The organism is Labrenzia sp. C1B70, assembly GCF_000475395.1.
GTDB classification, from domain to species: domain Bacteria; phylum Pseudomonadota; class Alphaproteobacteria; order Rhizobiales; family Stappiaceae; genus Roseibium; species Roseibium algicola.
Map to the genome: position 1 here is coordinate 99924 of NZ_AXCE01000012.1, position 26541 is coordinate 126464.

General features: G+C 59.5%; 21 protein-coding genes and 1 tRNA gene. 12 read left to right on the forward strand and 10 right to left on the reverse strand.

Going from position 1 to position 26541, the window contains the following annotated elements; all coding sequences use genetic code 11:
- Window positions 1–4: 4 nt before the first annotated feature.
- The gene (locus Q666_RS48755) at window positions 5–481 is read right to left on the reverse strand and encodes a MarR family transcriptional regulator (RefSeq protein ID WP_023001062.1); all 477 of its coding nucleotides are present in this window, start codon (window positions 479–481) and stop codon (window positions 5–7) included.
- 84 nt (window positions 482–565) lie between these two features.
- On the opposite strand from Q666_RS48755, the gene Q666_RS48760 reads away from it, so the two are divergent.
- From Q666_RS48760 to Q666_RS48770, 3 genes are read left to right on the forward strand one after another with little or no spacing between them, the layout of a single operon-like run.
- The gene (locus Q666_RS48760) at window positions 566–2341 is read left to right on the forward strand and encodes an N-acetylglutaminylglutamine amidotransferase (protein WP_023001061.1); all 1776 of its coding nucleotides are present in this window, start codon (window positions 566–568) and stop codon (window positions 2339–2341) included.
- Between the two features lie 2 nt (window positions 2342–2343).
- Window positions 2344–4125, forward strand: a complete 1782-nt coding sequence (gene ngg / locus Q666_RS48765; protein WP_031269302.1) for an N-acetylglutaminylglutamine synthetase — start codon at window positions 2344–2346, stop codon at window positions 4123–4125.
- Window positions 4122–5294, forward strand: a complete 1173-nt coding sequence (locus Q666_RS48770) for an osmoprotectant NAGGN system M42 family peptidase (protein ID WP_023001059.1) — start codon at window positions 4122–4124, stop codon at window positions 5292–5294. The genes ngg and Q666_RS48770 overlap by 4 nt, the downstream gene beginning before the upstream one ends.
- 24 nt (window positions 5295–5318) lie before the next feature.
- On the opposite strand, the gene Q666_RS48775 is transcribed toward Q666_RS48770, so the two are convergent.
- From Q666_RS48775 to Q666_RS48790, 4 genes are all read right to left on the reverse strand, one after another.
- Window positions 5319–5993, reverse strand: coding sequence for a class I SAM-dependent methyltransferase (locus Q666_RS48775; protein ID WP_023001058.1), 675 nt, complete (start codon window positions 5991–5993; stop codon window positions 5319–5321).
- Window positions 5990–6823, reverse strand: coding sequence for a phosphonate ABC transporter, permease protein PhnE (phnE, locus tag Q666_RS48780; protein WP_023001057.1), 834 nt, complete (start codon window positions 6821–6823; stop codon window positions 5990–5992). Before phnE (Q666_RS48780) ends, Q666_RS48775 begins: the two co-directional genes overlap by 4 nt.
- On the reverse strand, window positions 6816–7568 hold the full coding sequence (gene phnC, locus Q666_RS48785; RefSeq protein WP_208993915.1) for a phosphonate ABC transporter ATP-binding protein: 753 nt from the start codon (window positions 7566–7568) through the stop codon (window positions 6816–6818). Before phnC (Q666_RS48785) ends, phnE (Q666_RS48780) begins: the two co-directional genes overlap by 8 nt.
- A gap of 62 nt (window positions 7569–7630) precedes the next feature.
- A complete protein-coding gene (locus tag Q666_RS48790; protein ID WP_023001055.1) occupies window positions 7631–8503 on the reverse strand; it encodes a PhnD/SsuA/transferrin family substrate-binding protein in 873 nt (290 codons plus the stop codon).
- Between the two features lie 298 nt (window positions 8504–8801).
- Between Q666_RS48790 and phnC (Q666_RS48795) the strand changes: the two genes are divergently transcribed.
- The 4 genes from phnC (Q666_RS48795) to phnE (Q666_RS48810) all read left to right on the forward strand — a co-directional run bounded on the left by phnC (Q666_RS48795) (window position 8802) and on the right by phnE (Q666_RS48810) (window position 12567).
- On the forward strand, window positions 8802–9623 hold the full coding sequence (gene phnC, locus Q666_RS48795; RefSeq protein WP_023001054.1) for a phosphonate ABC transporter ATP-binding protein: 822 nt from the start codon (window positions 8802–8804) through the stop codon (window positions 9621–9623).
- A gap of 89 nt (window positions 9624–9712) precedes the next feature.
- Complete coding sequence (gene phnD, locus Q666_RS48800; protein ID WP_023001053.1) at window positions 9713–10624, forward strand: phosphonate ABC transporter substrate-binding protein; 912 nt, start codon at window positions 9713–9715, stop codon at window positions 10622–10624.
- A 168-nt stretch (window positions 10625–10792) separates the two neighbouring features.
- Window positions 10793–11707 carry a phosphonate ABC transporter, permease protein PhnE gene (phnE, locus tag Q666_RS48805; protein WP_023001052.1) on the forward strand — a complete coding sequence of 305 codons (915 nt, stop codon included), beginning with the start codon at window positions 10793–10795 and terminating at the stop codon, window positions 11705–11707.
- A 2-nt stretch (window positions 11708–11709) separates the two neighbouring features.
- The gene (gene phnE, locus Q666_RS48810) at window positions 11710–12567 is read left to right on the forward strand and encodes a phosphonate ABC transporter, permease protein PhnE (protein WP_023001051.1); all 858 of its coding nucleotides are present in this window, start codon (window positions 11710–11712) and stop codon (window positions 12565–12567) included.
- A gap of 180 nt (window positions 12568–12747) precedes the next feature.
- On the opposite strand, the gene Q666_RS48815 is transcribed toward phnE (Q666_RS48810), so the two are convergent.
- Window positions 12748–13923, reverse strand: coding sequence for an alpha-D-ribose 1-methylphosphonate 5-triphosphate diphosphatase (locus Q666_RS48815; RefSeq protein WP_023001050.1), 1176 nt, complete (start codon window positions 13921–13923; stop codon window positions 12748–12750).
- A 362-nt stretch (window positions 13924–14285) separates the two neighbouring features.
- Window positions 14286–14371, reverse strand: a tRNA-Leu gene (locus Q666_RS48820).
- Window positions 14372–14591: 220 nt separating this feature from the next.
- On the opposite strand from Q666_RS48820, the gene map reads away from it, so the two are divergent.
- The 3 genes from map (at window position 14592) to Q666_RS48835 (ending at window position 18653) form a co-directional block, all read left to right on the forward strand.
- On the forward strand, window positions 14592–15422 hold the full coding sequence (gene map / locus Q666_RS48825) for a type I methionyl aminopeptidase (protein ID WP_023001049.1): 831 nt from the start codon (window positions 14592–14594) through the stop codon (window positions 15420–15422).
- 65 nt (window positions 15423–15487) lie between these two features.
- On the forward strand, window positions 15488–16201 hold the full coding sequence (radC, locus tag Q666_RS48830) for a DNA repair protein RadC (protein WP_023001048.1): 714 nt from the start codon (window positions 15488–15490) through the stop codon (window positions 16199–16201).
- A 172-nt stretch (window positions 16202–16373) separates the two neighbouring features.
- On the forward strand, window positions 16374–18653 hold the full coding sequence (locus Q666_RS48835; protein ID WP_031269300.1) for a bifunctional diguanylate cyclase/phosphodiesterase: 2280 nt from the start codon (window positions 16374–16376) through the stop codon (window positions 18651–18653).
- 76 nt (window positions 18654–18729) lie between these two features.
- Here the strand turns inward: Q666_RS48835 and Q666_RS48840 are convergent, their stop codons facing one another.
- Together Q666_RS48840 and ppdK are read right to left on the reverse strand one after the other, a co-directional pair.
- On the reverse strand, window positions 18730–19686 hold the full coding sequence (locus tag Q666_RS48840) for an ArgK protein (protein WP_023001046.1): 957 nt from the start codon (window positions 19684–19686) through the stop codon (window positions 18730–18732).
- 41 nt (window positions 19687–19727) lie between these two features.
- The gene (gene ppdK / locus Q666_RS48845; RefSeq protein WP_023001045.1) at window positions 19728–22400 is read right to left on the reverse strand and encodes a pyruvate, phosphate dikinase; all 2673 of its coding nucleotides are present in this window, start codon (window positions 22398–22400) and stop codon (window positions 19728–19730) included.
- A gap of 326 nt (window positions 22401–22726) precedes the next feature.
- On the opposite strand from ppdK, the gene Q666_RS48850 reads away from it, so the two are divergent.
- Entirely contained in the window at window positions 22727–24514 is a 1788-nt protein-coding gene (locus Q666_RS48850) for a tetratricopeptide repeat protein (protein ID WP_023001043.1), read from the forward strand.
- A gap of 12 nt (window positions 24515–24526) precedes the next feature.
- The gene (locus Q666_RS48855) at window positions 24527–25408 is read left to right on the forward strand and encodes a 4-(cytidine 5'-diphospho)-2-C-methyl-D-erythritol kinase (RefSeq protein ID WP_031269298.1); all 882 of its coding nucleotides are present in this window, start codon (window positions 24527–24529) and stop codon (window positions 25406–25408) included.
- A 97-nt stretch (window positions 25409–25505) separates the two neighbouring features.
- Here Q666_RS48855 and Q666_RS48860 read toward each other — a convergent pair whose 3' ends face one another.
- The gene (locus Q666_RS48860) at window positions 25506–26441 is read right to left on the reverse strand and encodes a polyprenyl synthetase family protein (protein WP_205838387.1); all 936 of its coding nucleotides are present in this window, start codon (window positions 26439–26441) and stop codon (window positions 25506–25508) included.
- Window positions 26442–26541: the final 100 nt, after the last annotated feature.

Genomic DNA, 26541 nt, shown 5'->3' on the forward strand with positions numbered 1-26541 from the left:
TATCTTACCCCGAGAGCTTTCCCGTCATCAGGATAGGCGCCGCATCCAGCTTGTGCGCGTTCATCATTTCGGCAATCTGCTCGATAGAAGAAACGAGGTGCGTCCTGTCCTCGGCATTCAGATCATCGAACTTTCGCACGAACTCTTCATGCAGAAGGCCAGGCAGGTTTGAGGCAACCTCTTTTCCACTTTTCGTCAGCTTGGCATGGACGATTCGCCGGTCCGAGACGGATCTGTACCGCTCGACAAGACCCTTTTCTTCCAGCTTGTCGAGAATGGTTACCACGGTCGCCGAGCTCAGGTCAGCGTTGTCCGAAAGGGCTTTGGTCGTCACCTCACCCAGATCCCGAATCCCTTGCAAAACAACGATTTGCGGGATCGTGAGCCCGGTCAGTCTGGACACTTCTCTGGAGCGCAAGTCAATGGCCCGGACGATCTTCCGGATAGCCTTGACCACTTGCGATGCCTGCATCGCCTGCATTATTACACCTCTATTAATTTGAACTCTAATGATTAGACCTCTATATAGTGCACGTCCAGTTACAAAACGGAGATTTTTTTCAATATGTGCGGCATTTGCGGCGAAGTGGTTTTCAATGGCAGTCAGGCAGACGTTGTCCGGGTCAGCCGGATGGCGGACGCCATGGCGGCGCGCGGCCCCGACGGTATGGGTGTAACGCAGCGCGGCCGGGTCGCCTTTGGCCACAGGCGCCTGAAGATTATTGACCTAAGCGAACGTGGTACGCAGCCAATGACCGACATGGCGCTTGGCCTGTCCCTGGTCTTCAACGGCTGCATCTACAATTACCAGGAGCTGCGATCCGAGCTGATTGGCCGCGGCTATTCGTTCTTCTCTACCAGCGACACCGAGGTCATCCTCAAGGCCTGGGCCGAGTGGGGCAAGGATTGCTTTTCCAGGTTCCATGGCATGTTCGCCATCGCCATTCACGAGCATGACAGCGGCCGCATTCACCTTGCCCGCGACAGGTTCGGCATCAAGCCGCTTTACCTGAGCGAAGCGAACGGGCGTCTTGCCTTCGCCTCCTCCCTGCCTGCACTTCTGGCAGGCGGTGGCATCGACAAGTCGATCGACCGGGTGGCGCTGCATCACTACATGAGCTGGCACGCTGTCGTTCCCGCGCCGCGCACGATCCTGAACGGCGTGCGCAAGCTGCCCGCGGCCACGGTGCGGACGCTTGAAGCTGATGGCACCTCTTCCGAGTACACCTATTGGGAACCGCGTTTTGAAAAGACGGCGGAAGACCTTGCCCGCAGCGCCGACGACTGGCGCGATGAAGTCCTGGAAAGCCTGCGCACAGCCGTTCGCCGCCGCATGGTGGCCGACGTACCTGTCGGCGTTCTCCTGTCCGGCGGTGTCGATTCCAGCCTGATCGTCGGTCTGCTGGCCGAGGAAGGCCAGAAGGGTCTTGCAACCTTCTCCATCGGCTTTGAAGAAGCACATGGCGAAAAGGGCGACGAATTCCAGTATTCGGACCTGATTGCCGAACACTACGGAACAAATCACCAGCAGATCTTCATCCCCTCCTCCGAGCTTCAGGAAAACCTGCCCGGAGCGATCAAGGCGATGTCCGAGCCGATGGTCTCCTATGACAATATCGGCTTCTATCTGCTGTCGCGTGAGGTCTCCAAGCACATCACCGTGGTCCAGTCCGGCCAGGGTGCCGACGAAGTCTTTGCCGGTTACCACTGGTATCCGAAGCTCAGCGGCTCAAACAGTCCGGTTTCCGATTATGCCACGGCCTTTTTCGACCGGACTGAAGCACAGATGACAGAGGCTGTTTCCCCCGCCTACCACTGTGCCAGGGATGAAAGCCTTGCCTTCGTCGAAGAACATTTCGCCCGCTCCGGCGCTGCCGATCCGGTCGACAAGGCCCTGCGGCTCGATACCAACGTCATGTTGGTGGATGACCCGGTCAAGCGTGTCGACAACCACTCCATGGCTTGGGGCCTTGAGGCGCGCGTTCCGTTCCTCGATCACGAACTGGTCGAGCTCGCCGGACGCATTCCTGCCGAGTTCAAACTCGCACAGGAAGGCAAGGGCGTCCTGAAGGAAGCTGCGCGCAAGGTCATTCCGAGTGCCGTCATCGACCGTCCGAAGGGCTATTTCCCGGTGCCTGCGCTGAAATACATCCAGGGTGACTATCTCGACATGGTGCGCGACACGCTTTCCAGTCAGGCCGCCAGGGAACGAGGCCTCTTCAACGAGGTTTACCTGCAGAAACTGTATGCCGACCCGACCAAATACATCACGCCTTTGCGTGGTTCCGAGCTTTGGCAGGTCGCGCTTCTGGAAATGTGGCTGCAGGCACAGGAGGTCTGAACATGGCCGAGAATGAACCTTCGCGACCGAAAGGTGCGTTTGACCACCGCCTGAAGCGCATGCGCCAGCATGGGCTCAAACCGGAATACCGGCTGGACGAGACGGAAGCCCAGAAGAACCGGTTCATCGATTGTGGCTGGGGACGGCTGGTGTTTGCCAACACCTATGGCGAAACCGAGAAACTGGTCGAGGTCCTGCGCAACGAGCGACCGGACAGACGCGACATCGCGTTCTATGTGCGTGATCCGCATGTACTTGTCGGCTCGGCCCCGCAGGAGCTGTTCCTTGACCCCTCGCACACATTCCGCCTGGATCTCGCGACCTACAGGCCGGCGCGCAATCGTCGCAAGGGCTTCACGGTACGGCGTTTGTCTTCCCGCAGTGATGCGGAGGCGATCAACGAACTTTATCTCACCCGTGGCATGGTGCCGGTGCCGCCGGAGTTCTTCTGGTCGCAACTCGATCCGCGTACCATCACGGTACTCGTGGCGGAAGAAGACGAGACCGGTGTCATCGTCGGCACGGCAATGGGCGTCGATCACAGCCGGGCCACCAATGATGCCGATCTCGGCAGTTCGCTCTGGTGCCTTGCTGTTTCCCCACAGGCCCGGTTTCCGGGCATAGGGGAAGCCCTAGTCCGGCGCATGGCGGAGGTCTTCAAAGGCAAAGGCGCACCGCACATGGACCTGTCGGTGCTTCACGATAACGAACTTGCCATTGGCCTTTACGACAAACTCGGCTTCGAGCGGGTTCCCTATTTCACCATCAAGCGCAAGAACACCATCAACGAGGCTCTGTTCGCCGGCCCTGCCGTTGAAGACAAGCTCAACCCTTACGCCACCATTGTCGTGAACGAGGCACGGCGGCGCGGTATCCAGGCGGAGATCATCGACGCGGAAGGCGGCTTCTTCCGCCTGTCCTATGGTGGCCGCTCGGTCGCCTGCCGGGAATCCTTGAGCGAATTCACCAGCGCCGTCGCCATGTCCATCTGCGACGACAAGGCCACCACGCGCCGGATCGTCGAAAGGGCCGGTGTAAACGTGCCTGACCAGATCCTTGCAGGATCCGCTGATGAGATCGCCGCGTTTCTGGAGCAGCACGGTTCGGTTGTGGTCAAGCCAGCGCGCGGTGAACAGGGCAAGGGCATCGCCATCGGACTGACCACGACCGAAGACGTCATGGCTGCGGTGGAAGTCGCCCGTACCTACTCCAATGATGTTCTGGTGGAGGAATTCGTGACCGGTCAGGATCTGCGGCTTGTCGTGATCGACTACAAGGTAGTGGCGACCGCCCTGCGCAAACCGGCCGAGGTCACCGGAAACGGCAAGGCCACGATTGGAGAACTGATCGAAATCCAGTCCCGCCGCCGGTCTGCGGCAACAGGCGGGGAATCCAGGATCGAAGTGGACGACGAGGTTCTACGCTGCCTCACAGCCAATGGCTTTCAGCTGGAAGATATCCTGCCCGAAGGCAAGACCTTGCCGGTCCGCCGTACGGCCAACCTTCATACCGGCGGCACCATTCATGATGTGACTGGCGAAACCCATCACACCCTGATCGAAGCCGCGATCAAGGCAGCGCGCGCAATTGAAATTCCGGTGACAGGCATTGACTTGATGGTCAAAGACCCGCGACAACCGGAGTACCGCTTTATCGAGGCGAACGAGCGGCCGGGGCTCGCCAACCACGAACCTCAGCCAACCGCAGAACGCTTCGTGGACTTCCTGTTTCCCCTGTCGGTGCCTCAACCCGTCAGGACGACCTTGAACCGGGCCGGAACATGACCTTGCTGAATATCGATATTTCCTATTTGAACGATCGACTGAAGGAACTTCTGAAAATCCCAAGCCCGACGGGCTATACGGACGAAATTGTCCGTCACGTTTCCAAGGAACTGGAGGCGCTTGGGGTATTTTACGAAATTACCCGCCGTGGCGGTGTTCGGGCGAGAGTGTCCGGCAAGTCGCGCCGTCCCGCGCGGGCCTTCGTATCGCATCTCGATACGCTTGGGGCTCAGGTAAAATCGTTGAAAGACAACGGTCGGCTGGAGCTGGTGTCTATCGGCCACTGGTCCGCCCGCTTCGCGGAAGGAGCCCGCACGACGATCTTTTCCGAAAGCGGCGCCTACACCGGCACCATCTTGCCGCTGAAGGCGTCGGGGCACACCTACAACAACGGCGTGGATGAACTTCCGGTCGGCTGGCCCTATGTCGAACTTCGCGTAGACGCCTATTCCAAGTCGGTAGACGACCTGCACCGGCTTGGTATCGACGTCGGCGATTTTGTTTCCATAGACCCGGCGCCGGAGTTCCTGGAAAACGGCTTCATCGTTTCCCGCCACCTGGACAACAAGGCAGGTGTTGCGGTGATGCTGGCGGCGATCAAGGCGCTGGTGGAATCCGACATCGAACCGACGGTCGACGTGTTCTGGCTGTTCACGATTGCAGAGGAAACCGGTCATGGCGCTCAGTCCATCCTGACGCCAGACATCGCGTCGCTGGTTGCCATCGATAACGGCACCACTGCCCCAGGGCAGAATTCGGACGAATTCGGCGTCACGATCGCCATGGCGGACCAGACCGGACCATTCGACTATCATCTCACCCGCAAGATGGTCCAACTCTGCCGGGACAACGACATCAAGTTCCAGAAGGATGTCTTCCGCTTCTATCGCTCGGATGCGGCAACCGCCATCGAGGCGGGTGCGGACGTGCGCACGGCGCTGATCACATTTGGTGTTGATGCCAGCCACGGCTATGAGCGCATCCACATGCACGCGCTGCGCTCGCTCGCCGAACTGGCGACCGGCTATGCCCTCAGCCCGGTGGAAATCCAGCGGGACGCCCGCGAATTTGCGGACCTCAAGGGCTTTACCCGTCAGCCGACCGCCGATGCCGACCAGACACTCAATCCGGAGACGGACGAACCGCTGCCGGAACCGGCGGGCGAATAACGCCCGCCGCCGAGACCGGCTCGTTCAGCGGTTGAGTTCCGCGATCATGTGCCAGTGCCACGACCCGGGCTTCGAGTGCACCTTGTCTTCCAGGTAGCTCAGCTCAAACCGGTCGAAAAGCGACACCAGCTCACTCGCATTGCAATAGAAATGCGGGTGATCCTTGTCGTCATCCCCCTCACGAACCCACGTGTCCGCGGCAATTTCCGTCCCGATCCCGAAGTTCGCGTTGCGCTTTGACAACATGGTTCCCTGGTAGATTCCGCCGGGTTTCAACACCCGGGCAATCTCCGAAATGGCTGTACGGACGATCGACGGATCACCGTGATAGATCACGTTGAAGGACAGGACATAGTCGAAACTGTCGTCCTCAAAAGGCAGCGACGTCATCGGCGCCAGATGCGTCGCAATCTGCATGCTTTCCAGTGCCGCGCTCTTTTTCAGCTCGGCCAGCCCGGCTTCGGAAAGATCCATCGCGTGGGTCTCGAACCCGGCGCGGGCAAAGGAAAGCGCATGTCGGCCAACCCCGCAGCCCAGATCCAGGGCCTTCACCGGCCCCTGCTTCTGAAGTCTTTCGATCAGACCGGCAACGTCCGCCTCCGGACGCAGCCAATCCGCGCGGCCTTCTTCTGTCTGCCAGCGCTTGTCCCACGCGAGATGGGCGGTATCGGTTTTTTCCAGAGTGTGTGTGTCGCTCATTGAGACGATCCTTCCAGTATCCGGCTGCGGGCGATTGTGCCAAGCCGCTCAACACAAAGAACCAGCACGAAGATCATCAGGATGATGGTCATCGCGAGTTGGTAGTCGAAAAAGTCCATGGCCACCTTGAGTTCGATGCCGATGCCCCCTGCCCCGACAAGACCAAGCACGACTGAGGACCGTGTCGCCTTTTCAAGCGCGAACAGCGAGGTCGTGATAAAGGAGGGCATCGCGGCAGGTACCACTGCACAGAAGATCGTGTCGAAACGCCCTGCACCGGCCGCTGTCAGCGCCTCGGTTGGTCCTTTCTCCACATCCTCCATGGCTTCAGCGAAGAAGCGTCCGCAAAAACCGATGGTGTCGACGGCAATCGCAAGCGTGCCCGCGAATGGGCCAAGTCCGACCGAAATGACAAAGACCAATGCCCAGACCAGATCCGGCACCGTCCTGAAGAGGGCAACCAGCAAGCGGGCACAGGAATAGACAGCCCGGGACAACATCGACGGCCGCGTCAGGCCTTTTGCGGCCAGGATCGCCAACGGCAGGCTGAGGACGATGCCGATAAGTGTGCCCGCGAGCGCCATCTGAAACGTTTCCAGCAACGCCTTTGACAGTTGCGGCAACCTTTCCAGCGAAGGCGGCCAGGCCCTCGACAGGAAGTCGACCAGCGCCGGACCGCCAGAAACCAGCGCGGAAAACGACCAGCCTGCCCCCTGAAACGACCAGACAACGAAGGCCAGCAGCGCGACATAGGCGACAAAATGAAATGCACCCGGGCGTTCGAACCGATCCGGCATGCGGGAGCGTTTCAATGTCAGGAGATCAGCCATAATGCTTCCCCAGATCCGCAACACTCAGGTTGCTGCTCTTCTCGTCCAGAACGACTTCCCCATGTCGGATTGCAAGGACCCGATCGGAGTAGGCGAGCGCCTGCTGCACGTTGTGCGAGGTGAACAGGAGCGTGATCCCCTCCTCCCGGGTGAGTTGGCGGAAGAGGTCCATCACTTCCTGGCCGGCAACCGGATCAAGGCTGGCAACGGGTTCGTCCGCGACGATCATTCTGGGCTGCTGCATCAAGGCTCTGGCGATCGCAACCCGCTGGGACTGACCGCCCGAGAGCTGGTCTGCCCGTTTCAGTGCATGGTCCGCGAGCCCTACCCTTTCGAGGCAAGACATTGCCCGGTCACGCAATGCCGTTTTGGCCAGAAACTGCGACCAGCCGCGCATGCCACCGGTGCGGCCAAGGTTGCCATGGATTACGTTGGTCAACGCCGAAACACGAGGCACCAGGTTGTGCTTTTGAAAGACAAAACCGACCTCGGTGCGAACCCGCCTGAGCTGGGGCTGTCGCGCGGAGGAAATGTCTTCACCGAACAACACAACCGAACCGGCTTCCGGCTCGATCAGGCGCAGCGCGCAGCGCAACGCGGTCGATTTTCCAGCACCGTTTGAACCGATCAAGGCAACCGCTTCCTCACGTCCCACGGAGAAGGAAACTTCGCGCAGCACGCTCCGGTCCTTGCCGAAAGACTTGCAAAGGCCTTCGACCTTCAGGTCACACGGCGTCTCCGTCACGGGCTGTCGGGCTGGGACCGCCGGCGCAATTGCGCCGGCGGACTGGAGCAGAGGCTGCGCCATTATTCGCCGATGAACTTGTCGTATTGCGGGAAACCGGCGGTGGTGTACATGGACCGCACCAGGTCATAGGCACCATCTTCGATCGCCACCAGATCCATACCCGAATACTTGTCGTTTTCCTCGTGCTGCAGGATCGCGGCGATGATTGATTTCTTGTTGTCGAGGATCGCCTGACGCAGGCTCTGCGCTGTCGCAGGATCGACATGGGCTCCGGCCATGATCATGTCGTTCGGCAGATCGCCGGAACGGGCGATCACCCGGAAAAAGCCGTTCGGGACGCTGTCATCCTTGTTGCGGGTGCCAATCCACGAATTGTGATTGATCCCGATGGCGGCAACATCACCCTTCTTCAAGGCTTCATGCGCAATGTTGCGCGAAGTATGCAGCTTCTCGATGTCCTTGACCGGATCGACGCCATAATCGGCCATCAGCTGCATCGGGCACAGCATGTTCGAGGTGGAACCGATGTCACCGAAGGCCACCTTCTTGCCCTTGAGATCGGCCGGCCGCGTAAGACCGCTGTCGGCTCGTACGACGACGGCACAGAAGTAGTCCGGGCGGCCAAGACCGATAAGCGGACGGGCTTCGGTCAGTTTGTTGATCACTATGTACTCGGCAGGACCGGTTACGACAAAGTCGACGCGTTTGGCGCGCAAGGCTTCAGCCGCCGCAGTCCTGCTGGTAACCGGGAAAAACTCGAAGGTGTGGTCTGTTGCATTTTCAAGGGCGTTCTTGAACGGCCCCCATTCAACCTGCAGCCGCTCCAGGCCCTCAACATCGGTAACGGCCAGTTTGAACGTGTCGGCCAGGGAAGAAGACAGGGAAACGGCAAGAACGGCAGCCGCGAGTGCGGCGGATTTCAAAAAGCGCATGACAGGAACTCCTCAGACAGCCGAAACAAAGCCGGCAAGGCAACAAGAGCGTAACGACACGCGCGCCGCGGAACGTGACTGTATTATGTAAATTTTACGAAATTTACATCAGAGAAAGATGGATTTACGAAGCATATAATTTCTTTAACTTCGAACTTCCAGACAAAACTTGGTCTTATTTGTTTTCCGGCAAATTTTCTCGATGCCTCTGTCGTAAAACTTCATAAAAGTATAATCGTATAGACATCTGTTCTCGGCACATGTCTGCTAGTTCGCTCTCCGTTTTTCGGAGGGCCCGATGCTGGTCATTGAGCAATTATCTAAAGTCTTTGGAGACCTGACCGCGGTGGACAGTGTCTCCCTTGCCATTCCCAAGGGACAGATGGTCGGCGTGATCGGCCGGTCCGGTGCCGGCAAGTCCACGTTCCTGCGCATGATCAACCGGCTGGCCGACCCCAGCCGTGGGACGATCCTTAACGAGGGAAAGAACATCACGGCCCTGAAGGGTCGCGATCTGCGGCTTTGGCGCGCGTCCTGCGCCATGATCTTTCAGCAGTTCAATCTCGTCGAGCGCATGGATGTGCTGACCAATGTCATGGTTGGCCGCATCGCCCACACTGGGTTCCTGCGCTCCATGACGCGATCCTTTACTGACGAAGACCGCGCCCGCGCCATCGAAGCCCTGGACCGGCTGGACCTTGTGCCCCAGGCGCTGCAACGCGCGGGAACCCTTTCCGGCGGGCAGCAGCAGCGCGTCGCCATCGCCAAGGCGCTGGTGCAGAACCCGCGCATCATGCTGGCCGACGAACCGATTGCTTCACTTGATCCGGCCAACGCCAGCCGTGTGATGGACGCCTTGCGCGAAATCAACCGGACGGACGGTCTTACGGTGCTGGTCAACCTGCACACGCTCGACACCGCCCGTGCCTACTGCGATCGGATCATCGCAATGAAGGACGGGCGGGTTCAGTTCGACGGCACGCCGGACGCCCTGACCAGTGAAAGGGTTCGGCAAATCTATGGAACCGACGATCTTTCCGATGACATCAACGAAGCAGTCACCTCCACCTCCCTTTCGACAACCACTTCCCGGCCGCCGATGAAGGCTGTCGGGGCCTGACCTTCGCGAAGCGGATCATCCGCTCTCGCTCTTGAAGCGGCCTTTGCCGCGCAAATCGCCGGATCTGCCGGCACCAAAGGAGACTTGAGATGAAGGCCATTTTTGCAGCAGCCGTTTCCGCTGCCGTTCTTGCAGCCTCCCCGGCCCTGGCGGACAGCTGGAAGGACCAGTACAAGACAGTCAAGTTCGGCATTCTTTCCGGTGAAAACGAAAAGGACCGGATTGCCCGTTACACGCCTTTCGAAAAGTACCTGGAGAACGAACTCGGCGTTGATGTCGAAATCTTCACCGCCGGATCCTATGACGGCGTGATCCAGGCCATGGCGGCCGACCAGATCGAATTCGCCTTCTTCGGTTCGTCTTCCTATGCCGCTGCCTACACCGAAACCAACGGCGGTGTGGTTCCGCTTGTCTCCCGCCTGCAGAAGGACGGTTCCACCGGTTATTTCTCGGTCGTCGCCGTGCGTTGCGACAGCGGCTACAAGACCCTTGAGGATCTGAAGGGCAAGACACTGGCTTTTGCCGATCCGGACAGCACGTCCGGTTACGCCGTGCCTTACTTCAACCTCAGCAAACAGGGCTACGAGCCGAAAACCTATTTCGGTGCCATTCCCTTTTCCGGAGCCCATGAAACCGGTGTGCTTGGTGTCTACAACAAGCAGTATGACGCTGCCGCTACCTACATCACCAACGAGGAAGACGGCATTCCGCAGCGCATGGTCACCAAGGGCATGATCGAGAAAGACGCGATCTGCACCATCTGGAAGTCACCGGAAATCACTTCCGGTCCGCTGGCTGCCCGCAGCAACCTGCCTAAGGGCCTGATCGATGCCATGCGCACCGCGGTCATGGAAATCCCGGAAAAGGATACGCTGGCATTCATCGAAATGACCGGCGGTGAAGACAGCACCCAGGAAGCGTGGATCGAGGTTGATCACGACCGTTACCAGTGGATCGTCGAAATGCGCGACTGGCTGAAGAAACAGCGCCGCGGCGGCTGACTTTTCAGAGCGAGGGAGGAAACCGGCTGATCCGGGTTTCTCCCGACGACCCGACCATCGTCATCCCGGGCGGCACTTCGCGTCTCCCGGGATGACGCCTGGAAAAACTTGTGGCGCAGAACGCTGCGGCGTCAGCGCATCCTGCCCAAAATCATTGGAACTAGAGGCATGACAGCGCTCTCCCCTGCCATTGACCGGTTCGAAATCGATTATGCTGCCACTCGCCGGTCAGCCCTCCGGGTAAACCTCGTCTCGACTGCGGTCTTCGCACTCTGCTTCTTCGCAACGGCGTGGTTAGGCGGTTTCTTCGACATGACCGACGTCACCCTGCCCGATGGCGACCGTGTGTCCATGTGGAAGATCTGGGCAGGATTGCCGCGGCTTGGAGAGTATCTCTACAAGACCTTGCCAGAGCTTCACCGCGAGACACTCGGGGCGGATCTTGCCGGTTGGTTCTGGCGCTGGAAGGTCTGGCTCTGGCTGCTCCTGGAAACGATCCTGATTGCCTATATGGCAACATTGCTTGGCATCATCGGTGCGTTTCTCCTCAGTTTCCCGGCGTCACGGAACCTCTCCCCCAACAGACTGGTCCTGAATGTCACCCGCCGGTTCCTGGAAATCATCCGGACGGTTCCGGATCTCGTCTGGGCACTCATTTTCGTTTTCTGTTTTGGCGTCGGCCCGCTGGCCGGTGTTCTCGCCATCGGTCTTCATGCCACCGGCGCTCTCGGCAAGCTCTATTCCGAAGCCAACGAAAATGCCGACATGCGCCCGCTCGAAGGCATCAAGGCGTCGGGCGGCACCTGGTTCGACCAGATCCGCTACGGCATCGTGCCCCAGGTTGTCCCGAACATCATCAGCTACACGCTGCTGCGGTTCGAGATCAACGTACGGTCCTCCTCCATCATCGGCTTCGTCGGCGCAGGTGGCCTGGGCCAAGAGATCCGCGTGGCAATGTCCTTGCAGGAATACACCGATCTTTCGGCCCTGTTCCTGATCGTCTTCCTCACCGTGATCGTCATCGACATGCTGAGCGAAAAGGTGCGTCACCGCATCATCGGCCTGACCGGAAGAGGCATCTGACCATGACCGCACAATCTCCAGATATCGCCCGCGCCAGAACGCTCGTACCAGGCGCCTTTTCAACGCCGCTCCGGACGCGCCTGATCCGTCTCGCCGGCTGGTCGGCTTTCCTTCTTTTGACCGGCTGGTGCCTGTGGGATTTCGGCTTTGCGCCTGAAAAACTTCTTCACGGGGCGACCCGCTTTGGCGATGTACTCGCCTTCATGTTTCCACCCCACATCTGGACAAGCTGGGCGGAATGGCAGGAAGTTCTGAAAGGTCTCGGGGAAACTGTTGCCATGGCGTTCATGGGCACGCTTCTGGGAGCGCTGGTTGCATTTCCACTGGCATTCCTGGGGGCCAAGAACATCCTGCCGCTGTCCTGGCTCCGGCTCGGTGTCAGGCGCGGTTTCGACGCCCTGCGGGCGATCGAACAGCTGATCCTCGCACTCGTCTTCATCCGCGCTTTCGGCCTCGGGCCGCTGGCAGGCATTCTGGCCATCGCGGTTTCGGAAGTCGGCACGTTTTCGAAGCTCTTTTCGGAAGCCATAGAGAACACCAGTCAAAAGCCGGTCGAAGGCGTGCGCGCTTCCGGCGGCGGCAGCCTGCAGACAATCCGCTTTGCGGTTCTGCCGCAGGCCCTGCCGGTGATCCTGTCGATCATCCTCTACAATTTTGAATCCAACACCCGCACCGGCACCATCCTTGGCATTGTCGGCGCCGGAGGCATCGGCTTCCTCCTCGCCGATCGAATCCACGCCTACCGCTGGCCGGAAGCCTGGACGATCATTTTCCTGATCATCTTCATGGTCTACCTGATCGACGGCTTCTCCGGTTTCCTGCGGCGGCGGATCATCGGGCTGGAGCCGGGGCGAAAGTAATTTTCACCTGGGGGAGAAGCAGCGTTTTTCTCCTCCCGCCGAGTTTCCTTTTTCCGCTGCATGCCTCCCAATCAGCAAGACCTCGGAAAATCCTGATCAGCGCCTCATGCTCACCTCGGAAACGGCATGGATGCCATGGTCAAGCCATGGCATGACGGAGGAGGAATTTTAGTCGAATGATCAGAGCATCCGCTGTCCGTTCCGCCAGGCCTGCTTGATGAAGGGATGTCCGTTGAGGACGCCGACATGAAGCAGGTCGGCGCGTTTTCCTTCTGCGATCTCGCCTCTGTCTGATAGTCCGGCAACCTCGGCAGGCGTTTTCGAAACCATCCGAATAGCTGCCGGAAGGTCGGCGTGGAACGCATCGTCCAGCCCCACAAGAAACGCACAGTCGAGCAGCGAGCGCGGGACGTAGTCCGAAGCCAGGATGTCAACGAGATCTTCCGCCAACAGTGCGCTGACCGCGATGTTGCCCGACTGGGACACGCCGCGAATGACGTTGGGCGCACCACCGACGACGTGCATTGCGTGGCTCTTGGCCTTGCGGGCTGCCTCCAGTGTGCAGGGAAATTCCGAAACGCTGATGCCCTCGCCGAGGGCTTCGTCGATGTGTTCGAGTTCCGTATCGTCGTGACTGAGCAGCGGCAGCTTGTGTGCATGCGCCAGCGCGACCACAGCCGGACGAACCTTCGAGCTGATTTCATCGGAGAAGTTCAACAGCTCCTGTGTCTCACGCTCGGCAACGGCACGTGTTTCGCCCGTGTCGGCCATGCGGCGGTGAATATAGGCCTCGACGTCCTTGCTCTGGCGTCGGCCCGGCAGGTGTTCCATCACCGACACCATGCGCACGATGTCCTTGCCGATGTTTTCTTCCGTCAGGCGCGTGGTCTCGCCATCGGTGATCTCGCAGCGCAGATGCACCAGATGCTCCGATTTGAGCATTCCCGAGGCCTGAAGCGTCTCCAGGGCGTCGATCATTGGCGCCAGGATTTCGCGGCGCTCCGGGTTCTTGATCGTCGCCCCCACGCAGAGGCTGTCGAACACAGTGGTAATGCCGCTGCCGATGATCTGAGCATCATGGGCCATCGCCGCTCTGAGCGGATCCCAGCGCACATGTGCACGCGGAAAGACATGCTTTTCGAAGTGGTCGGTGTGAATGTCGACCAGCCCCGGCAGCAGGTAATCGCCCTCGAGATCGAACCCGGCTTGCGGCGCGCTGCCCTGGTCCACCGAGACAATCCCGCTTTCGGAAAAGGCAATGTGACCACTGACGACTTCATCGGCGAGCACCAGCCGGGCGTTTTTCAGAACTGTCAGGGCACTGCCGGAGGGCACGCGATTGTCGGCATAAGTCATGGAAACTCCTTCCGGCGAGCAGGTCGAACGAATTCGAGGATGGCCCGGTAGCGGACCGCAATGAGATGTGACACCGCGAGAGCGGGAGTGAACTGGGGCCGGAAGCAAACGCGTTCCCGGTTGATCGACCGATGATCTAGCGCTCTTTCGGGCGCAAATTGTGACAGTCGTTCAACGGATCCGTGACAATCCGGAAAAATCTGCAGATTGCAGGCGAAGGGATGGATTAGCGGGGTCGGACACAAAATCTGCGCTCAACCGGCTGGAAAGGCAAGAGCACAGGGAAGAAGGACAGGCGCGAAAGGGAACCTCGAACCAGGCCGCCGCTAAAGTGGGCCAAAGGCCGGTAGCGCAACAAACCATGGTGCGGGCGACGGGACTCGAACCCGTACAGCCTAGGGCCGAGGGATTTTAAGTCCCTTGTGTCTACCAATTCCACCACGCCCGCTTTTCCCTTCCCCTAGCTCTCCTGCCCGAAAAGCGCAAGAAGGCACTGCCGCTTTTCAGCGCACAGGCGGGAAGTTTCCACGTCAGCCTGATTTTGCGGGAACAGAAGCTGGAAAATAGGCGCTTTGGGCGGTATGAGAACAGGTAACGGATAATTGGTGCCGAACGGGGCCTTGTGGGCTTAGAATGGCACCGGATAATTGTGAGACACGGTAAACCCCATGGTCAGCTATATCGACGCTTCGGAAGCCCCTTTGAAAAACACGGGTCAGGTACGTTTGTACGGCCCTGAAGATTTTGAAGGCATGATGCGCGCCGGACAGCTGACCGCAGCCTGTCTGGACGAGCTGGCCGACATCGTCAAACCGGGCACGACCACCCAGGAAATCGACGACTTCGTCTACCAGTACGGCATGGATCACAACGCCATTCCGGCGACGCTGAACTATCGCGGCTACACAAAGTCCTCCTGTACGTCGATCAACCATGTCGTCTGTCACGGCATTCCCAACGACAAGGCCCTGCGCGAGGGCGACATCGTCAACATCGACGTGACCTTCATTCTGGACGGATGGCACGGTGATTCCAGCCGCATGTATCCGGTCGGCCAGTTGAAGCGCGCTGCCGAGCGCCTGATCGATGTGACCTATGAATCGCTGATGCGCGGTATCGAGGCTGCCAAACCAGGCAACACCACCGGGGATATCGGCGCTGCCATCCAGACCTTTGTCGAGGCTGAACGCTGTTCGGTCGTGCGCGATTTCTGCGGGCACGGTCTTGGTCTTCTGTTCCACGACACCCCCAACATCCTGCATTACGGGCGTCCTGGCGAAGGTGTTGAACTGAAGCCGGGCATGATCTTCACCATCGAACCGATGGTCAATCTGGGCCGCCCGCACGTGAAGGTTCTCAGCGACGGCTGGACGGCCGTCACGCGGGACAGGTCCCTGTCCGCCCAGTTCGAACATTCCATCGGCATCACGCCTGAAGGCTGCCAGATCTTCACCACGTCCCCCAAAGGCATCCACAAGCCGGGCCTGCAGACGGACTGATTGTCCGCCTGAAGTTCGTTTACCGGCGATGCACCGTCATCTGACAGCGGCTGACGCAGGAGCTCATGAAAGAGACGACGACCGCCAGTGAAGCACCGGCCGCAACCGGCAGCGACCACAAGGGACACCGCCAGCGGCTGCGGGAACGATTTCGTAAAACCGGCGAGCAAGGTCTCGCCGATTATGAACTCCTGGAATTCCTGTTATTTTCCGCCCTGCCCCGCCAGGATACAAAGCCGATCGCCAAAGCACTGCTTCAGCGCTTCGGCTCCTTTCCGGCAGCCCTTGCCGCCCCCCGGGAACGGCTCAAGGAAATTCCGGGGCTGTCCGACATCAGCATAGATGCGCTTCAGGCGGTGCATGCATCGGTCATCCGCTTTCACAAGGCCGGTCTGGAAAAACGGCAGGTGCTCGACAGCTGGCAGAAGGTCATGGACTACCTGCAGGTTTCCATGGGGCTGGCCCCGGTAGAGCAGTTCAGGATCCTGTTTCTCGACAAGAAAAATGCGCTTATCGCAGATGAAGTTCAGCAGACGGGCACGGTCGATCACACCCCGGTCTATCCGCGCGAAGTGATCCGGCGTGCCCTGGAGCTTTCGGCAACGGCCCTGATCCTTGTCCACAACCACCCGTCGGGCGATCCGACCCCATCACGCGCCGACATACAGATGACCAAGAAAATCGTCGATATTGCCGGCCCACTCGGGATCGAGGTGCATGACCATATCATCGTTGGTCTGCGTACAAACGTCAGCTTCCGCAGCTTACAGCTGATTTGAGCTGTTCGAGCAACCGATAGGCCAAGTCTTGGGGCCCGTACAGCTAAGCTCTTTAAGACTGTTTGCAAAACCGGATCGGACGTTTCGAGACTTTACCCTTAATTTACTTAGAATTTGCGGCATTCCTTAACCCAGATCGACAATACTCGGGCCAAAGAAATCGGGCTCGTATATGTACAATTCGTCTAAAAACTCCGGCGGACAGATAGCAAACGCGATCATTATTCCGATGGTCGTGATCGTCATGATATCCGTTGTCGGTATTTTCGGCCTGTTGCACTGGTCTGCCCGCCTGTCGGACGAAACCGCTGTCGAATCCCAGAACAAGCTCATTTCCGGCGCTTTGCAGCTGACCCAGAATTATATGGTCAAGCAGCAGAACGGCGTCGTGATCTGGGACGAAGCCTATCACCGGGTCAATCAGATCAACCCGGACGAAGGCTGGATCTACAACAACCTGATGCACTGGCTGTTCCAGAACCACGGTTTTTCCAAGTCGATCCTGATCAACCGCGATTACGGCGTGCAATATGTCTACGCGCAGAACCACACCAACAAGTGGATGACGCAGGAGTTGCTTCAGGAACTGAAGCCCGCCGTTGCCAAGGTGCGCGCCCGCTACATCATTTCCTTCCGCCGCACACCATCCGGGCTCTACAGTTTCATTCCGCAAAGCAGCGACGCGCGCCGGTCGATTGCCGAAACCGGCCTCGTCTCCCTGGCGGGCGAACCGTATCTCTTCAGTGCCGCCGCCATCATGCCGCAGATCCAGTCGATCTCCCGAGTCCGTTTCCCGCCGTCAGTGCTGGTAAGTCTGGTACCCTTGAGGGGTGAGAAGCTGACGGAAATCTCGGAAATGTCTCGCCTTGACGGGTTTGTTCTCGCCAACAACCAGACCCAGCGCGATGGCGTCGGCAGGTTTCAGCTGAAGTCCCCGCTTGGACAGGATGTCGGCCTGATCGCCTGGCAGACAACCGAGCCCGGCAGCCAGATGATACGCCGGATCAATCCGTTCCTGGCCTTGGCGGCGTTCATGATTGCCGCCGTGGTCATCGCCGTGACCATCTTCACCCGCCAGATGACCAAACGTCTTGCACGCAGCGAAGCCAAGGCAGTCCACTCCTCGCGTCATGACGCCCTGTCAGGCCTGCCGAACCGCGCGCGGTTCCATGCACTTTTGACGGACACACTGGACGAAAGCGTCGCCAAGGGAACGAACACCGCCGTCGTCTACATCGACCTCGACCATTTCAAGGACATCAACGATACGCTTGGCCATTCCGCCGGTGACAAGGTGATCACTGCGGTCGCCCAGAGACTGCAGCGCGTCATTCCCGAAACCGGGATCGTTGCGCGCATCAGCGGCGACGAATTTGCGATGGTCATCAGGAACTGCGAAGACGATGTCTGGCTGGAATACATCCTCGACCAGGTGCAGGACGAAATCGGCCGTCCGATCATGATCGGGCGCCGTGAACTTCACGCCAGCCTCTCGATGGGCGCTGCCATTGCCCCGCGCGACGGCAACGATCCGGACGAGCTGCTGCGCAAGGCCGATATCGCGCTTTATGATGCCAAGGCAAACGGCCGGAACCGCCGTTCCTTCTTCGAACCGAACATGGAACATCACGTCCAGTCCAAGGACCGGCTGTCCCGCGAACTTCGGCTGGCACTCAAGAACGACGAATTGACACTTGCCTACCAACCGCAGTCCGACACATCGGCCAAGCGGATTGTCAGCGTTGAAGCGCTGGCCCGCTGGACCAAGGAAGACGGCACAGTCATTTCCCCGGCGCAGTTCATTCCGGTGGCCGAGGAAACCGGCCTGATCAACGAACTGGGCATCTGGGTGCTCAACAAGGCCTGCGCCAAGGCGCACGAATGGCCCGGCATCACCGTTTCGGTCAACGTTTCGCCAAACCAGTTCAAGCATCCGCGGTTCGTCGAAAAGGTGATGGCGATCCTTGCCGCCAACAACCTGCCGCCACAGCGCCTGGAAATTGAAGTCACCGAAAGTGTTTTCGCGGGCCGCAACGATTCGGTGCTGAAGGCCCTGCGCAGGCTGAAGAACCTGGGCGTGAAGGTTGCGCTCGATGACTTCGGTTCAGGTTATTCCAGCCTCAGCTACCTGCGCCGCTTCCCTTTCGACACGCTCAAGATCGACCGGGATTTCGTTTCCGACATGAACGGCAACGCCGAAGCCGAGGCCATTCTGGTATCGATCATCCAGCTCGGCAAAGCGCTTGGCATGACCATCGTTGCCGAAGGCATCGAGACGCTGGAACAGATCCGTTTCCTGCAGGCACACGACTGCAACCGAATGCAGGGCTACTACATTTCCCGGCCGCTGACGGACACCGCCCTGACCGCGTTCCTGGACGAATTTCACCGCGTCGGTACGCCCGGTTACGGTACAGACCTGAGCTACCAGGTACGCGCGGCGGAAGCTTGACGACACTTCGTACGGGCAAATGCCTGCCCGTCAGCCCTTCGATTTGTTCAGGAACGACCTGGAAACGCCACCAGGCTCAAAGGCCCAGTGACGGACGGAGCCTGGCGGCAAACGAGTGAAAGCTCGCAAAGGGCGCTGTCTCGGCCAATGTCAGCCAGTTCTGCCCTGCCCCGTCAGCCAGCTTCAGGCCAGCGTGACCGAATTCCGTACGCACCATATCCTTGAACCAGGCAACATGCTGCGCTTTGCGCTGACGTTGCAAGGCCTCACCTGACGCGATGTGCGCATGGTGGCGCGTCCAGTGGTCAACCAGATCATCAACACCGCTGAGGGTTTGCGCGGAGACTTCGCACACAGGCACCTTCCACCCCGTAGTGCTGTCGGTATCGCTCAACGACAGGGCGCCCGCGACATCCGAGGCAGCCCGACGGGCAAGCACACCCATATCTGCCTTGGTGACAGCCACGATATCCGGCAGCTCCATGATGCCGGCCTTCATGAACTGCAGACTGTCACCCGATCCGGGCTGGATACACAGAACAACCGTGTCGACAGCCTGCTTCAGGTCACCTTCCGATTGTCCGATACCAACGGTTTCAACGATCACGCAGTCGCACACGCACCGGAGAACGGCAATTGCCGCAACTGCATGATCGGAGAGGCCCCCGAGGCGATCTCGCGCCGCCATGGAGCGGACGAAGACGCCATCGTCGGATGGATCGGTTTTCAGGCGGGTTCGGTCACCCAGAAGGGCGCCACCGGTCACCGCGGAAGACGGATCAATCGCAAGCACAGCCACAGTCTGCCCTGCCGACCGGCACGCCTTGATGAGCGCGTCGGTCAGACTTGATTTTCCGACGCCGGGCGGACCGGTGAGGCCCAACACTTTCGCGGTGGCTTCACCAGCGGCCGAGTCCAGAAAAGCTGCGGTTTCGGCATCCTCCGCATGGCTTTCTAGCCGGCTGAGAACCCGCGCGAGCTGCCTCTTACCACCCGCGCGCAAGACGTCCAGCTTGGGGTAGGCATCGCTCACACCGCACTCCCCTTGGCCTCGACCGGAGTTTTCCGCCCCATTCAGCTTCCGGACTTGAACTTCAAGGCCGCCTGAGCTGCTGCGAGGCGGGCAATCGGCACACGGAACGGTGAGCAGGAGACATAGTCCAGACCGACGCCTTCGCAGAAGGAGATCGAGGCCGGATCACCGCCATGCTCCCCGCAAATGCCAAGCTTGATGTCGGGACGGGTCGAGCGGCCGCGTTCAACGCCGATCTTGATAAGCTCACCCACGCCTTCCTGATCGAGAGAGACGAACGGATCCTGCTCCAGCAGGCCGCGCGTCTGATACGTCCCCAGGAAGGAAGCCGCATCATCGCGCGAGATACCGAAGGTGGTCTGCGTCAGATCGTTGGTACCGAAGGAGAAGAACTCGGCAGACTGTGCGATTTCCGCCGCTTTCAGGGCGGCGCGCGGCAGTTCCACCATGGTGCCGATCTGGTATGTCAGTTCCGCTCCGGTTTCGCTCATCACGGCTTTTGCCATGGCCTCGATGCTCTGGCGTACGAGGTCGAGTTCTCCCTTGAGGCCGACCAGCGGAACCATGATTTCCGGAACCACCGGTGCGCCGGTTACCTTGGCAGCCTCGACAGCCGCCTCGAAGATGGCCCGGGCCTGCATTTCGGCGATCTCCGGATAGGAAACCAGCAGACGGCAGCCGCGATGGCCGAGCATCGGGTTGAATTCTTCCAGTGCCATCGCCCTGTCGCGAAGCAACTCCGGATCGGCACCCATGGCTTTTGCGACGTCCGCCAGTTCCTCTTCCGATTTCGGCAGGAATTCGTGCAGTGGCGGATCCAGCAGACGGATCGTTACCGGCAGGCCGTGCATGATTTCGAAGAGATCGGTAAAGTCCTGCCGCTGCATCGGTAAGAGTTTTGCAAGTGCTGTCCGGCGTCCGGCTTCGGTCTCGGCCAGGATCATCTCGCGCACGGCAATGATACGCTCGCCTTCGAAGAACATGTGCTCGGTGCGGCAAAGGCCGATACCTTCAGCGCCGAACTCCCGCGCAACCTTGGCGTCTTGCGGCGTTTCCGCGTTGGTGCGCACGCGCATGCGGCGCACCTTGTCGGCCCAGCCCATCAGTGTGCCGAAATCGCCGGAGAGCGTCGGCTGCAGCATCTCGACCTCACCAACCAGAACCTGTCCGGTGGCTCCATCGATGGTGATGATGTCACCTTCCTTCAACTGCCGTCCGGCAGCATTGATCACACCGTTGCGATAGTCGATCCGCAGCATCCCAGCCCCGGCGACACAGGGCTTGCCCATGCCGCGCGCCACCACGGCCGCGTGGCTTGTCATGCCGCCCCGGCTGGTCAGAATACCCTCGGCCGCATGCATGCCATGGATGTCTTCCGGGCTGGTTTCCACGCGAACAAGAATGACCTTGCGCCCTTCCGCCTTGGCTTTTTCCGCCTCGTCGGAGGAAAAGACGATGGCACCGGATGCAGCGCCGGGAGAGGCCGGCAGGCCGGTCGTGATCACATCGCGCTTTGCTTTCGGATCAATTGTCGGGTGCAGGAGCTGGTCGAGCGCAGCAGGCTCCACGCGGCCAATGGCCTCTTCCTCACCCAGCAGCCCCTCGGCTACCATGTCGACCGCGATCTTCAGCGCCGCCTTGGCGGTGCGCTTGCCCGACCGGGTCTGCAGCATCCAAAGCTTGCCCTTCTCGATCGTGAACTCCAGGTCCTGCATGTCCCTGTAGTGGGCTTCCAGCTTGGCACAATAGGTCTGGAATTCAGCAAATGCCTCCGGCATCAGCGCTTCCAGCGACGGGCTGGAAGACCCCGCCCCGATGCGGGCCTTCTCGGTGATATCCTGCGGTGTCCGGATGCCGGCAACCACGTCCTCGCCCTGTGCATTGACCAGGAACTCGCCATAAAGGGCGTTTTCGCCAGTGGAAGGGTTCCGGGTAAAGGCGACGCCGGTCGCAGAGCTCTCACCCATGTTGCCGAACACCATGGCCTGAACGTTGACGGCTGTTCCCCAGGAGGACGGAAGATCGTGCAGGCGGCGATACGTAACGGCACGCGGCACCATCCAGGAACTGAAGACCGCACCGATCGCGCCCCAGAGCTGCTCCTGCGGATCCTGCGGGAACGGCTTTTCCAGTTCTTCTTCCACCAGCGCCTTGAACTTCTCGATGATGCCCAGCCAGGCATCCGCATCGATTTCGGTATCGAGCGTCAGTTCGTTGCGTTCCTTGTACTCTTCCAGAATTTCTTCAAATTCATGGTGGTCGAGGCCCAGCACCACGTCGGAATACATCTGGATGAAGCGGCGGTAGCTGTCGTAGGCGAAACGCCTGTCTCCCGCCTCTTGCGCGATCGCTTCGACTGTCTGGTCGTTAAGGCCGAGGTTCAGGACGGTATCCATCATGCCGGGCATGGAAACACGGGCGCCGGAGCGGACGGAAACCAGCAGCGGCCGTTCCGGGTCACCAAACTTGCGGTTGGTCGCCTCGCCGACCTTCTCGAGCGCTTCGGCAACCTGTGCCGTCAAAGCGTCCGGATAGGATTTTTCATGCTCGTAGTACCAGGTGCAGACTTCCGTGGTGATGGTGAAGCCCGGTGGCACGGGCAGACCCAGGCTGCTCATTTCGGCAAGGTTTGCGCCCTTCCCACCGAGAAGATTACGCATATTCGCTGCACCTTCTGCAGCACCATTGCCGAAACTGTAGACCCACTTGGTCATCTGATACTCTCCTCGCCTAGTTCGGTCTGCGGCGTCTAGCGCGCAGCCAACTCGCATTATCATTCCGGCAGCAATCGGGCCGCACCGGCACCAGATCTTTTTGCACCGCACATTCCTGCTACGGCAACTGCTTGTCTTCAAGCCCTTTTTCAGCGAAACCGGTTATGATTGGTCGTAAGTCTTAGCATTTCCGACGTTGAGCAAAATCAAAAGGATTTAAACCCGCAGAAAGTTATCCCGGGCGCCTTGCCGGTCAGCCTTAAAGACGCCATTGTCAAAGGTAATAAGCAGTAAACCCACCAGATTCAGGGACAGAAGTGCGAACAATGATGACAAATCCGACCGGTGCCGTTTCGATCAGGGATCGCAGTCCTCTCCGCCGGAAACTGCTTGCGCTGGTCAGCGTGCTCGCCCTTCTTCCCGCTACCGCACTTGCCGAAACGAGCACCGAACCGGAAACTCTTGGCACACCGTCCGATCTGCCGTTCACGCTGTCCGGCAGCTACCTTTCCGGCCGCCTCGCCGGTTTTCAGAAAGACTACGCCCAGGCAGCGGCGTTTTACGAAGAAACCCTTGCCGCCGACCCGAGCAATACGATGTTGCTCGAACGCACCTTCCTCCTGAAGTTGGCCAACGGCGATGTCGAACAGGCCGTTGTCTACTCCAAGGAGCTGGAAAGCGCCGGTCTGCAGAATTTCCTCGCGCAGCTGACGCTCGGTGCGCAGGAGATGCTGGATGGCCGCTATGAAAAAGCCAACGAAGAACTTGAGCGGGGCCGGAACGGCCCGCTCGCGCAGCTTTCCATCGGCATCTCCCGCGCCTGGACGCTTTATGGCAGCGGCAAGATCGACGAAGCCGTCGCGATGATTGACGGACTTGAGGGACCGGACTGGTTCGAAGTGTTCAAGTCCACCCACAAGGCACATCTTCTGTTTGCCGCCGGGCGTAACCAGGAAGCACTGGAAGCCGCCGAGAGCGCCTATGCCATCGACCAGGGTGCCTTGCGCGTCGTGGACGCCTACACCCGCCTTTTGGCCGCCAACGGACGCCAGAAGGAAGCACTTGATGCGCTCGATCAATACGATGCGCAATTCCGCGGTCACCCCAAGCTTGACCAGACCCGCGAGGCTATCAGCAGCGGTGAGATCATTCCGCCGCTCGTTACTGATCCGGCAGCCGGCATGGCGGAAATCCTCTATGGCCTTGGTGCCGTAATCGGCCGCGATGGCGGTGAAGAGCTTTCCACCTCCTATCTGCAGCTTGCGCTCTACCTCGATCCGAAGGCCGAATTTGCAGCCATTGCTCTCGGCAGTGTCTTTGAGCGGATGGAGCAGCCGGAACGGGCCATCGAAGCCCTGATGATGGTGCCCGATGACAGCGTGCTGAAGCGCGAAGCCGAAATCCAGGTTGGCATGAACTACAATGCCCTGGAGATGGTGGATGAAGCCCGAAGCCATCTTGAAGAGCTGATTAAACAGGATCCCTCGGATCTTGAAGCCGTGATCGCACTTGGCAACATTCTGCGTGCACACGAAATCTACGAGGACGCCGAGGCAACCTACACCAAGGGCATCGACACCATTTCCGAACTGCAAAGTCAGCATTGGCTGATGCTTTATTTCCGCGGTATCGCCCGGGAAAGACTGGGGAAATGGGAACTTGCTGAAGCCGACTTCCGCAAGGCGCTTGAACTCAACGAGGATCAGCCACTCGTGCTCAACTATCTCGGCTATTCCCTGGTCGACCAGGGTCTGAAGCTGGATGAAGCCCTGGGCATGATCAAGAAAGCCGTCGAACTGCGGCCAACAGACGGATACATCGTCGACAGCCTTGGCTGGGTTTATTTCCGTCTTGGTCGCTACGAAGAAGCGGTGAAGGAACTCGAGCGGGCTATCGAGCTTCGCCCGGCGGATCCGGTCATCAACGATCACCTGGGCGATGCCTACTGGATGGTTGGTCGTCGCAACGAGGCAAGGTTCCAGTGGAACCACGCCCGCGACCTGGGTCCGGACGCAGAGGAATTGCCGAAAATTCTGGAAAAGATTGCCGAAGGCCTGAAGGAGGTTCCGGGAACGGATGCCGCCAAAGCCGAGACCGGCAAAAACGGCGGCTAACCGGACACACCCATGGCCCTCGCCTCAAAGTCTTCCCCCCGGGTGGAGCTGGCCCGGGCCAAGGTGAATCTGGCACTGCATATTACAGGTCAGCAGCCGGACGGCTATCATTTGCTGGATTCGCTCGTGGTCTTCCCCCAGATCGGCGACAGACTGGCAATAGAAGCTGCCGGTGAGCTCGACCTGCAAGTCGAAGGCCCGTTTGCGCGAGACCTGACGGGCCCGGTCGAAGACAACCTTATCCTGAAGGCCGTGCGCAGCTTCGCCGAAAAGGCCGGTATTGATGTTCCACAGGTTCGTCTGACACTGACCAAACGCCTGCCTGTGGCTTCCGGCATCGGTGGCGGCTCCAGCGATGCCGCTACCACCTTGCGCCTTCTGGAGGACTTCACCGGCACCTATCTAGCCGAGGAAGATCTGCACGCACTGGCGCTGACGCTTGGGGCGGATGTACCGGTTTGCCTGTTTCCAGAACCCCAGATCATGCGCGGCATCGGCGGCGACCTGAGTGCCGGTCCGGACCTTCCGCCTTGCGGTATCGTGCTTGTAAACCCGAGGGTCGGCGTATCCACTCCGGAAGTCTTCAAGTCCATGGAACAGCGGGACAACGCTCCCATGGATCTCATGCCGGAAAAGTTTGAAACGCTGGCCTCGCTGGTCGCCTATCTGGCAAGCTGCCGCAACGATCTGCAGGACCCGGCCAAGGCTCTGTGTCCTGAAATCGGTCAGGTTCTTTCCGAGCTGGAAGCCGATACCCGCATCGACCTTGCAAGGATGTCCGGCTCCGGTGCGACCTGCTTCGGCCTGTGTGAGTTGAATGCCGCCATGGACGTCGAACGTGCATTGCGCAGCAGCCATCCCGACTGGTGGATCGCCTCCGGGCCGCTCTCCTGACAAAACGCAGAGTCGGCTTTTAAAGAACAAAGAAAAAGCCGCCATTTCAAAAATGGCGGCATTTCAATTTTATCAGAAAAACAAATACTTGTAAGCGTTAGCTCACACGCGAGATGCAGAACGCAACAGCATCACCAAGCGCATCGCTGTGCGCACCGGACGGCAACGTGTCCAGGGCAGCAAGAGCCTTGTTGCCGTAGTCCTTCGCCCGCTCGACCGTTTCAGACAAGGCGTCGTATTTCTTCAAAAGCTCGATGGCCTGTTCCAGATCACCATCCTGGATTTCCTCGCCTTCCAGACAACGTCGCCAGAAGTCGCGGTCTGCATCAGTGCCACGGGCAACTGCCAACACCACCGGCAGCGTGATCTTGCCTTCGCGGAAATCATCGCCGACATCCTTGCCGAGATCTGCGGAAGAGCCACCATAGTCGAGCGCGTCGTCAACTAGCTGGAACGCATAGCCGAGTTCCATGCCGTAGGTCCGCGCGGCCCGCTTCATTTCGACTGACTGCCCGGCAATCACGGGGCCGACTTCGGCAGCAGCGGCAAACAGAGCGGCGGTCTTAGCCTCGATCACCCGCAGATAGTCTGCTTCGGTCGTGGCGATGTTCTTTGCAGCGCCAAGCTGCAGCACTTCGCCTTCGGCAATGACTGCGGATGCCGTGGAAAGGATGCGCAGCGCTTCCAGCGAACCGACATCGACCATCATCTTGAAGGCCTGTCCGAGCAGATAGTCGCCGACAAGAACACTTGCCTGGTTCCCCCAGAGCTTGCGCGCTGCAAGCTTGCCCCGACGCATGTCGCTTTCGTCCACGACATCGTCATGCAACAGCGTGGCGGTATGCATGAACTCCACGCTGGCCGCCAGCGTGACATGACCATCGCCCTGGTAGCCGAACATCTCGGCACAGGCCAGCGTCAGCATCGGCCGGAGCCGCTTGCCGCCTGAGGAAATCAGGTGTTTGGCGATTTCCGGGATCAATTCAACATTCGATCCTGCCTTCGACAGGATCAGATCGTTGACCTCGCCCATGCCGCCGGACACCAGATCAACGAGCGACTGAATGCTCGGACGGCGCGGCTGATCGTCTGTATAAGTTGCAACAACGGCCACTAATGGCACTCCCTGAATA